This window comes from Sphingobacterium sp. UBA7253, assembly GCF_002472745.1.
GTDB lineage: Bacteria > Bacteroidota > Bacteroidia > Sphingobacteriales > Sphingobacteriaceae > Sphingobacterium > Sphingobacterium siyangense.
In genome coordinates this window covers 1,815-13,519 of record NZ_DKSP01000141.1, presented here as the reverse complement: position 1 = coordinate 13,519, position 11,705 = coordinate 1,815, and the positions used below count along the sequence as shown (strand labels likewise).

At 38.1% G+C, this 11,705-nt stretch carries 11 protein-coding genes; 6 read left to right on the top strand and 5 right to left on the bottom strand.

All coding sequences use genetic code 11. From position 1 onward, the window contains the following. Window positions 1–234: 234 nt before the first annotated feature. The gene (locus tag B2X72_RS14655) at window positions 235–1,122 is read right to left on the bottom strand and encodes an alpha/beta fold hydrolase (RefSeq protein ID WP_120334570.1); all 888 of its coding nucleotides are present in this window, start codon (window positions 1,120–1,122) and stop codon (window positions 235–237) included. 123 nt (window positions 1,123–1,245) lie between these two features. Here B2X72_RS14655 and B2X72_RS14650 point away from each other — a divergent pair, with 123 nt between their 5' ends. Then, window positions 1,246–1,614, top strand: a complete 369-nt coding sequence (locus tag B2X72_RS14650) for a MerR family DNA-binding protein (RefSeq protein ID WP_286850212.1) — start codon at window positions 1,246–1,248, stop codon at window positions 1,612–1,614. A gap of 563 nt (window positions 1,615–2,177) precedes the next feature. Here B2X72_RS14650 and B2X72_RS14645 read toward each other — a convergent pair. The 4 genes from B2X72_RS14645 to B2X72_RS14630 form a co-directional block, all read right to left on the bottom strand. Continuing rightward, the gene (locus B2X72_RS14645) at window positions 2,178–3,719 is read right to left on the bottom strand and encodes a protein adenylyltransferase SelO (protein WP_286850210.1); all 1,542 of its coding nucleotides are present in this window, start codon (window positions 3,717–3,719) and stop codon (window positions 2,178–2,180) included. Between the two features lie 170 nt (window positions 3,720–3,889). Then, the gene (locus B2X72_RS14640; RefSeq protein ID WP_286850207.1) at window positions 3,890–4,315 is read right to left on the bottom strand and encodes a luciferase family protein; all 426 of its coding nucleotides are present in this window, start codon (window positions 4,313–4,315) and stop codon (window positions 3,890–3,892) included. Between the two features lie 15 nt (window positions 4,316–4,330). Beyond that, window positions 4,331–4,873: a hypothetical protein gene (locus B2X72_RS14635; protein WP_286850205.1), complete on the bottom strand. Its 543-nt coding sequence runs from the start codon at window positions 4,871–4,873 to the stop codon at window positions 4,331–4,333. Further along, window positions 4,870–5,256, bottom strand: a complete 387-nt coding sequence (locus tag B2X72_RS14630) for a hypothetical protein (protein ID WP_286850202.1) — start codon at window positions 5,254–5,256, stop codon at window positions 4,870–4,872. The genes B2X72_RS14635 and B2X72_RS14630 overlap by 4 nt, the downstream gene beginning before the upstream one ends. A gap of 583 nt (window positions 5,257–5,839) precedes the next feature. On the opposite strand from B2X72_RS14630, the gene B2X72_RS14625 reads away from it, so the two are divergent. The 5 genes from B2X72_RS14625 to B2X72_RS14605 form a co-directional block, all read left to right on the top strand. Further along, on the top strand, window positions 5,840–6,880 hold the full coding sequence (locus B2X72_RS14625; protein ID WP_286850199.1) for an endonuclease/exonuclease/phosphatase family protein: 1,041 nt from the start codon (window positions 5,840–5,842) through the stop codon (window positions 6,878–6,880). Window positions 6,881–7,034: 154 nt separating this feature from the next. Beyond that, on the top strand, window positions 7,035–7,694 hold the full coding sequence (locus B2X72_RS14620) for a SanA/YdcF family protein (RefSeq protein WP_286850197.1): 660 nt from the start codon (window positions 7,035–7,037) through the stop codon (window positions 7,692–7,694). Window positions 7,695–7,783: 89 nt separating this feature from the next. Further along, complete coding sequence (locus B2X72_RS14615) at window positions 7,784–8,074, top strand: hypothetical protein (protein ID WP_286850194.1); 291 nt, start codon at window positions 7,784–7,786, stop codon at window positions 8,072–8,074. 652 nt (window positions 8,075–8,726) lie between these two features. Beyond that, window positions 8,727–10,280 (top strand): serine hydrolase, encoded by a 1,554-nt coding sequence (locus B2X72_RS14610; RefSeq protein ID WP_286850192.1) that lies wholly within the window; start codon window positions 8,727–8,729, stop codon window positions 10,278–10,280. Window positions 10,281–10,635: 355 nt separating this feature from the next. Then, window positions 10,636–11,705: TonB-dependent receptor (locus tag B2X72_RS14605; RefSeq protein WP_286850189.1), on the top strand; the 1,070-nt coding region annotated here is incomplete at its 3' end.

The window sequence follows — 11,705 nt, the reverse complement described above, 5'->3', positions numbered from 1 at the left end:
TATGACAGCAAAAAATATTTTTAATACTCGCTTTTTCAGAAATGCTGAATTGACAGACCTTTATAATACCAGCACCGAATATAAACTTTTGCCGGGTTATATCAGTTTTGGGGTAGATTATAGCTTTTAAGTTTTATCTCGAAACCAGGACATAACATATCCTCGAAGATGAATAATTATTTCAGGATAGGCCTGCAACCGTTGCTTTTTATTACAAGTTGATTTCATCCGAAATTAGATTGTCAATAAAAACGCTTTGATCAATTCAGCGGTTTCAATAGGTTTTTCCGCAAGAATAAAATGGCCACAGTTTTCAATTTTTTTAAGTGTTAGATTACGGGTGATTTCCGGTAAAGAATGTAGAAGTAGGTCATAGCCACTTGCACCAATCGCCAGGACTGGCATTTCTAATTTACTGTAGCTCGCGTAATCTTTAATATCCTGTGGAAAGGCTTGATACCATGCATTGGAACAACGAATAGCATCTTTATTGTCATAAGCTTCACTATAAACAGATTTATCAAATTGGCTTATGCTATCTTTATTAATCAGCAGGTTGTCAAATAACCAAGAGATGACGATTGACATGCGCCCCTCAAGTAACCTTTCCGGTAATTCTTTGACTTGGTTAAAAGCTAGCCACCATGGATATAGATAAGTTCCCCCCAAAACAGGTAGCATAGGAAGCTGATACATGCTTGGGTCTGGATGTGGTGTATCCAGCAGTATCAATTTACTAGTTGCTTGAGGATAATTACAAGCAAAACTAAAAGCAACATGTGCACCGATATCGTGACCTGCAATAAAAACGCTGTCCAAGCCTAAATGCTTTACTAATTTGTAGATATCCTTGGCGATGTTCTTTTTGTCGTAACCATTTTCCGGTTTATCTGAGCTACCCATTCCTCTAATTTCAACTACAAATACTTGGTTGCTTTCTGCTAATATAGGCATTACATGATGATACGCCCACCATGTTTCTGGATAACCCGGAATAAGAATTATGGGGTCTCCTTTGCCTCCGTGAACATAATGGATTGAAATGTCATTTATTACGATAAAATTGCTTGTGAAGCCGGGTACAAGTTTAATAAGTTCTTTGTCGGAATATGCTGTTTTCATGATAAAAAGATATTTATAGCGACCATTGATTTTCTATAGACAAATTTAAACTGTATTTTTACAACCAACAAGTATGAAGTATACTTTATACTTGTGATATTTTTTTAAACTATTGATTATCAAGTGAAATTAATTGGTCAACTAGCGAGGGAAGCGAACATACCTATTGGAACTATACGTTTTTATGAAAAGAGTGGACTCATTTCTGGCAAGACAAAAAAGGATATAACATCCAATAACTACGTTTATTATGATGATGAAGTAACCGAAAAACTGAGGTTCATAAAGATGGCAAAAGCTGTAGGTTTTACGTTAGCCGAAATTAAGCAGGTTATTGATGCATGGTATCAAAAAGAGCTAACTCAGACAAGTAAAATGGAAGTGCTCGATCTTAAATTGAAACAGATAGATGCTAAGATAAGGGAACTTAAAGTAATGAAAAAGCAAATCGAACAATGTAAAAGCAATATCCAAAATGGTTTAAGTCGATAACCTATGTTTCCGGCTTTACCTACTCCTAGCTCATTGAAATGAAAAAGATGAAAGAATACAAAATTGCTATTGGATTGTCAACCGTATTGTGTCTAATTGCCTTTTTTATTAGAGATCGGTTACAACCCAAATTATAGGTGAAAGCCCCTTGTTTAAGGATAGCTGGCGTCTACCTGGCCAGGTTTTACCAACACTGATTTTTATTTTCTCTTTTGGAATTCTCGCATTTCTGTATCTGTCAGTCAAAAATTATTGTAAAGTATCTTCGGTAAGAAATCAACGGCTTTCCCTTCTAATTATCAGTACTTCGGGACTTATATTGTGTTGGGTGCGCGTGGTTTATTTAAAATTTAAAGTTGCTCAGATACGAGACCTGTTAAGAAGGGCTGAGTTTACTTCGGATGGTGATATACCCAGCGTTCGGTTTCAAGATATGCATCTAGAGTCTTATCTCTTAGTAGGCTTACCTGTTGGCTGGCAACTAAGTATTATTATTTTTAGACAATCTACAAATCCTAAACTTTAATTCCCCTCTGAATGCTTAATGAGAGAGGGATTTCGTACTATGAACTGCATGAAAGTGTAGAACATCCTGCGGTGTTGTCATAGCTAGAAGGACGTTTGACGGAAAATTCCGGAAATAACTCTTGGTATGGATTTTCTAATGCTTGCGTTAGTTTCATTAACATCGCTGTTTTTCCAGCATTAATTTCTTCAATACATTGGTAAAGCAGATAGTTCCGCAGAATAAATTTGGGGTTTGTTTTTTTCATTAAATCCAGGGACTCAGCTTTTGAAATTGAATTTGAATGCAAGCGGGATTGATACTGTTCCATGAAGTCTTTAAGTCTGCTAAGCTTTTCTTCATTTAAAACAGCGTAAGCTACTGGGCTAAAATGTTCATGTAAATCAGTTTCTGGAGTTATTTTTTCCAATTGATTGAAGAATAAGGTATGATCCAATGCGAGTTCTTGCATTAAAACCTGCCAGTTGCTAAAAAACACCTCATCTTCCTTTTTTGGCCCATCAAACCCGAATTTTTTGCAGAGCATTTTGTCATGAGCTTCCCAAAAATAAACGCCAAAATTATTTAGGGTGTTTTCAAGGAATTTTTCATCGTTGATGATAGGTTGGAGGGCATTCGCAAGTTTCCATAAATTCCAGTTTGCAATTTGTGCCTGCTTTCCAAATGCATATCTCCTCCCTGGTAGATCCGTGGTATTGGGCGTGAAATTTAAATTATATTCATCCATCATTGAATAGGGGCCATAATCGATCGTTAGGCCTAAGATCGACATATTGTCTGTATTCATTACCCCATGCACAAAACCTGCTCTAAACCATTCTACCATTAAGTCTGCCGTGCGGTTACATACATTTTCAAAAAAATCTTTATATTTCTGCTGATCGGATGAAACAATTTCAGGGAAGTAATTTTCAATAGTAAAATCAAGCAGATCCTGTAATAAGCTGTGCTCCCCCTGAGCAAACATCAGTTCAAAATGTCCAAAGCGAAGGAAGCTTTCAGCGGTTCTGATCACCACGGCTCCTTTTTCGTATTTTGGGTTGCCGTTGTACATGATATCCCGAAGAACATCTTCTCCCGTAAAGGCCAGGCTTAAGGCCCTGGTAGTAGGTATGCCCAAGTGATACATGGCTTCACTCATCAGGTATTCACGTACAGAAGACCGCAATACGGCTCTTCCGTCTGCACGTCTTGAATAGGGTGTTGCGCCAGCTCCTTTCCATTGAATTTCGGTCTTCTTACCTGCGGCATTTGTAATTTCGCCTGCAAGAATAGCCCTACCATCGCCCAGTTGTCCGGCCCAGTTACCAAATTGATGTCCCGCATAAGCTGTAGCGTAGGTCTGAATATTGTCGGGTAGGTGAGATCCTACCAAAAAGTTAAGGTCCTTTTCTTCAAATTTACCCAGCCCTATTTCCTCAGAAAGAGCCTCGTTGAAAGCAATCAGTTGAGGCTGTTCAAACCCAGTAGGTTCGATCGTAGCAAATAACACTTTTGGCGTGCCTCGCTGTGTAGGATTATTGGAAAAATCTCCAGGGAATTTTTTGAGGAAAGGTTGTTTGATCTGTTCAATATTCATACGGCAAAGATATTAATTATAAAAGATAAAGACTTTCCAAATTATGGAAAGGTCCTGCATATGGTCAAAGCGTTTTCGGAATGACCATGTTGATGGAAAAATCAGTTGCTGTCGAACTAGGCTCGCTAATTATTGCAGTGACTGAACAATTCAGGAAGATCAAAGCCTGTCTAACAGAATACAGAATTCTGTTTTTCTCTAGCACGGTCGTAAGCCTTTTGCAAGAGGTAACAGGCATAGGCAACATCTTGCTTATTGTAAAGGTAAAAACTGATCCATCCTGAATTTTTAAATAGATGATGGTCCTTGATTTTTCCGTCCATCATTAATGATTTTTTTAGCTCTTTATTTAATAAAATGTCCACTAAACCATTGCTATGTACATGTGCGAATTCCTTTCCCGAATAATTGAACGCAGTCTTGCCATATTTATGTATCCCAACGGTCGTCCCGGTCATACGTTCGACATTTTCTTCCAGGTCATCGATCCAATGTAGCAGTTCGGGCTTCGCAATGAACATCCAAAGTCTCATAAGACTATCAAATAGGATGGCTAATAAAGGGATATCCTTTAAAAAGCCAAGTTTTCTTACCACAAAAGAAAACATAGGTTATCGCTCGCTTAATAGTTTAATATGCTCCATTACTCGGAAATGCACATTCCTAGTGATACTTTCTGCCCAAAGGTCATAATACCAAGTCGGGAAGACATGGAGATTATACCAACTGTTCCCGATAAGGGTAGTGGTACCATTTCCACTGTCTTTCAACATAAATTGACCTCTTTTGATATCTATATGTCCCATAATTTCAGGGTCTTTGGGTTGATCAATGATATCAAAAACTAAGTTTTCATTGACGTCAAATTTTACAATCTTCTCATCGAAAATATATCCGTTGCTGAAAATGCATTTTCGGTTTGCGCCCAATTTATGCTCACTTACCGTTGTGACCATTGGGCTCGGCATTCCTATATTAAAGAGCCAATAGCTTTCCTTCTGAGATATCGGATCGAAGGCGACCACGTGCTGCCATACTTGTGCTGGGCTCGCATGAATCAAGATCTCATCGGAGACCATATTTTCGTGATGATGATCACTCAGGGAGTCAACAATAAAAATTCCAAGTAACAGGCTAACAATGCTTATATTCAATTTTTGATTGCTCTTTTTAAACATTGACCTTCCAATAAAGGCGCCTGCGATAACAAAACCAAAAATAAGGGGGAAACAATTAAGAGGCAAATAATGCCTTCACCTAAGAATATAAAGCTCAGTAAGATAGCCATGAGACTACCCAAGGTAGAGCATGCCGTTATTTGTGTTCCTCTCATGTTGGTATCTTTCCAACACCAAGCCATAATAATACCCATCAACAGTGGAATAATCACAAATTCAGAAAAGACAAGTACACCCACATCCTTGGGCAGCAATGAAGATTGCATACCAATAATTAGAAATGCAAAAATGTTGGCTATTAGAATGCCCTGAACTATTTTAGAACTTCGTACTTTATAAAACGTTTGTTTCAAACTCATCGTATTTGCTTGTTAGGCTTCCCGACTCAGGCTGATCTGATTTTAGCAGCATATTCACACACTGCTTAAAGGCGTTTAAGTGAAAAGGCGATATCGGAGCTAATGCTTTTTTAATTGTTAATGACCAGTGGTGTCTCAATATTTATTTCGGTATTTTGTGCCTTTACCCAGGGACCGGCACAATAGTTCCATTCATCATTCGGGCGACCATTTATGAATATGCCACCCACTTTTGGCTTGCTATCCGTTATACTAAAACTTTGTATGGCTAAGATATTAAATAATTCGCTATTTAATAAATTTTGGAATGCTGCTAAATATAATGCTATTCAATTGAAGCTGATCATAATGTTACAAATACGAAAATGCCTTTGCGTTGGATGTATCCTACTTCTGAATTCGATACAAATCGCGAAAAAGTTGATGAAGCAAGTCTACGACAATGGGGTGGAGTTGATAATGTGGATAAAATTATTTGGTTATTACAGAAATAAGTAAGAAACTCGCTTATAAGATAATGGTAGAAACCGCATTTCGATAAGAACGTTGTGGTAATGCTTGTTCATAGAAATAGACAACTCCAATGAAATTAAGAAAAATTATATTTCTTTTGGTGATTACCCTTTTAGGGCATACGCTCTTCGCTCAGGCAAAAGATGAGGTAAAGGTACTGCAAATCAATATCTGGCAGGAGGGGACTATCGTGCCGAATGGGTTTCCTCCGATTGCAGACGAAATTATTGCCAAGCATGCAGATGTCGTTCTCTTTAGTGAAGTCCGCAATTACAAGGGAACAGATTTTATTCAGCGTATACTCACGGAACTCAAAGCTAAGGGGGCCATATATTTTGGCCAGTCCAGTGACGCAAAACTGGATGTCGGCTTTATTTCCAAATATCCGATTGAATCACAGCATGCGCTTTATGAAAAAGACAGTACGATGGGCGGTGTTTTAAAAAGTAAGATCAAGATTGGAAAGCGTTCTTTTGTATGTTATTCTTTACACTTGGACTACACGAATTATGCCTGCTATTTGCCACGTGGTTATGATGGTGTGACCTGGAAAAAGTTAGATCGTCCTGTTTCAGACGTAGGTACCATTATCGAGGCTAATCGGAAAAGCAAACGTGATGAAGCTATCCAGGATATCCTGAGCGATGTAGAGAAAGGGGATCAATCACAATCGTTTATTATTGCAGGTGATTTTAATGAGCCTTCGCATTTGGATTGGACATTGGCGACAAAAGATCTTTTTGACCATCGTGGGGCAGTGGTTCCCTGGGACTGTTCGGTTTTATTAGAAAAAGCCGGATTTATAGATAGCTTCCGTCAATTATATCCCAATCCGGTCAGTCATCCTGGTTTTACTTACCCTGCTTTTAACAAGGATGTTCCCATTGAGAAATTGGCATGGGCACCCACAGCGGATGTTCGGGATCGGATCGATTACGTTTATTACCGCAGCAAAAAGCCGTTGAAGCCAGTAAAAGCTAACATAGTCGGTCCTGTGGAAACCGTAAAGTATGGGCAGAAGCAGGAAAAAGATAGTGAAGATAACTTCCTGCTGCCCGAAGGTGTGTGGCCAACCGATCATAAAGCGATGTTGGTTATGTTTAAATTCTAGTGCATTATTAGCCATATGAAATATACCGAAATGACCGTAAGTGCCTACGAATGATAATTTATCTGCAGCGAATTATAATTGGTTCGATTTTTAATAGGTTGTACTGTTAAATTTGTGTTTAAAATGATAAGTTTATCATGAACAAATCAAGCTAATGAAAAAGATTAAAAGGTTCGTTTTAGTGGTCGTCGCTCTATGTGTAGTAGCCCTGGTTGTTGTGGTGATAACCAATAGCAATGTAAGGGCTAAAACAGATTCGGTGATTTTCACTGAACTTAAAGATGTGCCAAGAACCAAGGTCGCCATCATTTTTGGCGCTGGTATCAATGGTGATCAGCCAAGTAGATATTTGAAAGATAGACTCGATGCTGGGATTTCATTGTACAAAAACCACAAAGTGGATAAAATATTGCTGTCGGGAGACAACGGAAGAGACGAGTACGATGAGCTTAGCGTAATGAAGTTGTACTGTCAGAAAAATGGCATCGATACCGCAAAAATTTACATTGACTATGCTGGGTTCGATAGCTATTCGACCATGTACCGGGCAAAATATATATTTAATGTTGATACGGCAATCTTGGTAACTCAGAAATATCATCTAAATAGATGTGTTTATCTGGGCGATAAATTGGGCATAAAATCATTCGGCTATAGTGCAGATCGGGGCGCTTACCCGGGGTATAAATATTATGTATTGAGAGAAAACCTATCAGTTACGAAAGCCGTTTTGGATATAATGAGAAATAGAAAACCAAAGTATTTAGGTAAGGAGGTGGATGTAAACGGAAAGTCGAATTATACGAAAGAATAGGTTATTAGATTTTGTAGACCGATAGACCATTTATTATCGTATAATTGTTTGAGAAACCAGGTATTAATTTAATATTAGATAACAGACAAATGAAAGTTATTCTAAAAATACTTTTAGTTATATGTGGGATTGGGATCGCAATTTTCGTGGGTTTTATCGTTATGATTCAGGCCGCTTTTGGTGGTTTTGACAAAGATTATTCCGTAACGGAACTTAAAGAACACTTTGAGAAAAAAAGAGCCGAGATTTATGAAGTCAAAAATTATATAAACAAAATAATTCCACGAGATAAATCTGTTGAAATAGAATTTAGCAAAAACAATACTTTAGGTATTTTTCATTTGAACGTGGAGGCAGGCTTGACAGTAACTGGGATGTGAAAATTAGTTCGAATACAACAGACTCTTTATTGCAAGAACTTGGTTGGACAAGAGGGACTTTAAGGACTCTCAAAGAGAAGTTAGATAATGCTAATTGTATCGGTATTACAAGCGGAGAACCTTGTAATATAAGCTTTCAACGAAGCGGAATGGGGAGGTATTCCTTTAATTTGTTTGATAAACCAATTGCCGATAGCTTAAAAACGGCTTATAATGACGGTTGTACTTACATTATGGTAAATGACAGGCTTGTGCTGGAATTTGGTGGTGGCGCGATTGGAAGTCAATGCTTTTATAATAGGTAGAAAGCTTAGTTGCTAAAAAGAACAGGCCGTATGAAATTGACTATTAAACAATCTTATCATCAACCGAAGAGTTGCTCTTTGGTACCTTAACCATTTATAATTCCTTCAATAAACAAAAATCGTCATGCAGGAGTTTAAAATCATTTTAAAACTTCTGAATTGTTTGACTTGTAAGATCGCGGGATAAGAATGAGCGTTAGAATTAACGAAGTTTAATCTTCTGTAGCGCCAGTATTCTTCTTTCTTTTACTAGGAGCATTCGGGGGATAAAATAGCTAAAGCTAATATCTTCAGGAGTTTGCGGGAATCAAGTTGAATAAGTATTTTCGTATAAATTCCAACTTGATATGAAATTCCTTTTAACCTTTATTTTTTGTTCCTGGTTTTCTTTTTCACTATTTTCTCAGGTTGGGAAAGTAGGCAGGCAGAAAGATCAATTTGAAGCAATTGATTCTGTTCTCGGCCAAGTTTTAAAAGATCATCATGTGGCGGGTTTTGCTGTTGCTGTTGTGAAAGGCGATAAAATAATTTATAATAAGGGATTTGGTTATCGTGATTTCGCGAATAAAAAACCCGTCACACCCAATACGCTTTTTGCAATTGGTTCAAGCTCCAAAGCTTTTACTGCTTCATTGTTAGGTTTGTTGAGAGCAGATGGCAAACTAACATTTGAGGACAGAGCGGTATCTTTACTGCCAACGCTGCGGTTTTACAATGATGAGATGGATAATCAAATCGTTGTTAAAGACCTAATGGCGCATAGGACAGGCTTGTCCCGCTATGATTTATCTTGGTTTCTGTTCAATAGCAAAAATAGAGATAGTCTGATTTCACGGGTCAGATTTATGAAACCCAGTTCAGGCCTGCGAATGAAATGGTTCTATAATAACTTCATGTACCTTGCTCAAGGAATGATTGTGGAGCGATTGAGTGGTAAGACATGGGAACAAAATATACAAGAAAAGTTTTTTACCCCCTTACAAATGACCCGTTCTAATACCGATCTCTTAGCATTTCAACTAGACAGCGATGCTTCTTTGCCCTATACACTTTCCAAAGATAACACGATAAAACTGATTGATTATTATAATATTAGTGGTATGGGGCCAGCAGGAAGCATAAATAGCAGTGCTAATGACATGTCTAATTGGCTCAAGGTTTGGCTCAACCGAGGTTATTTCAATGGAAAAGAAATACTTCCTGCAAATTATATAAATGAGGCTGCGAGCTCCCAAATGGTGATGGATGCAGCTTTACCAGACAAACATAAAGATGTCTTCCTTTCCAATTATGGTTTAGGCTGGATGATTGGCTCCTATAGAGGACATTATCAAGTAGAACATGGTGGAAATATTAACGGATTTTCTGCGAATGTGGCATTTTTTCCAACAGATACACTCGGAATTGTCGTATTAACCAATCAAAACGTATCTAAAGTTCCTACGGTGGTCAGAAATTCTATAGCGGATATACTACTTGGTTTGAATCCAATCGACTGGAATGGTGAAAAAAAGGCTGAAATCGACTCACTGCGCCATATTAAAAAAGAAGAAGAAGAAAAGTTGCCCGTTACAGCGACGAAACCTTCCCATTCCTTAAAACAGTATACTGGTTCTTTTGAAAACCCTGCATATGGAATTATTGAGGTAAGGCTTAAGGATAACAAGTTATACAGTGAACTCGGTTATGAGAGGGTTGTTCTTATCCACCGACATTATGATGTTTTTGACCCACGGTCTGTCGATAAAAATGGGGTAGCAGATACTGAACCAAGTAATCTTCTCTTTAACTTCTTTAGCGATGTGGACGGTCAGATTCAAGGTATAGGAATTCTGTTGGACGGTAGTGAAAAACCAGTTATGTTTGATCGTAAACCCAGTTCTGTTGCTGCATCGCGGTAACAGAACAATCGTATGGACCAATAAGATGAAAGGGAAGGTGCCGATGACACGCTTGAGCCAGTTGCCAGAGAAAGGATGAGGTGTCAAACTGTAATTGAACATACGAAAGCAGAAGATTGGATGGATTTTAGAATTGGCAACTTTAATGAATCTTAAGTATTATAGATTTTGTTATTGTTAATTTATAGACGTATTATGAGATATCCATCTGCAAAAATAATTGATTACAATTGGCATTTTTGAAATAAAATAGCTTTTTTAAAGCATATTAGTTGGAGAATATGAACATCCATTCTAGGTCACAGGATATGATCTCGTTAACCCAAGTGAAAACAACGATTTTATTATAAACCGAATGACTTCTTTACCAAAATTCTTATTAATTGGGGTATTCTTCTTATGGAGCGGAGCCCTTTATGGGCAGGCTACGGAAAATATCGTGCAGGGTAAGGTCGTCAATCCTGATCACGTACCTGTTTTCCTGGCTACAATAAGCTTATATAGTATTGATAGCAAACTGATAGCTAGTTCGATGACAGATAGCACGGGCTGTTTTCGGATTGCGCATAGACTAACGGGTAACTATTATTTGTTGATTAAGCACCTTGGTTATAAAGAGTTGAGAAGCAGTTCGTTTAATCCGTCCAATTGCAACGTTGGGACACTACATCTTCTCCGACAGGAGAATACACTGGAAGCGGCAGAAGTCGAAGGTAAAAAGAAGTTGTTTTCTGTAGATGGAGGTACAGTCGTCTATCAGGTAGAGAATAGCATAGGTTCACAGGATATATCAGCTTTCGATGCTTTGAAGAGATCCCCTGGTGTGCAGATAGAAAACGATACAGACATTACACTCAATGGGAAAAGTGGCGTACAGATCCTCCTGGACGGAAAACAAACTTTTCTTTCAGGAAAAGAACTTAGTGATCTATTGAAATCGATGTCATCCAATAACCTCAAATCCATCGAAATTATCAATAATCCAAGTGCCAGATATGATGCCACTGGAGCTACAGGTATAATCAATATCAAAACCAAAAAAAATCAGACAAAAGGATTAAATGGAAACATTTCCACGGCCTTTGCCTATGGTGTCAGTCCCAAACAATTGGAAAACCTTGCATTTAACTATCGGGTTAAAAGGATTAATGTTTATGGAACTTACAATCATACATTGGGGTATTACAATTACCTTTATGGTACGGATCGCCAGCAAAATGGAAAGTCGTATGACAGCCATACGATCGACGTGGACAAACGTCAGAAAATGGCGGCTCAAGTTGGGGTCGACTATTTTATTGACGAGAAAAATACGGTCGGTTTTTTGGCAAATGGCAATTTTATCTTTGGAGGAGGTCTCACCAATACCGCTACAGCCATTACGACACCGCCTTCCACCACGGTTGAGGAAACGCTGGATGCCAT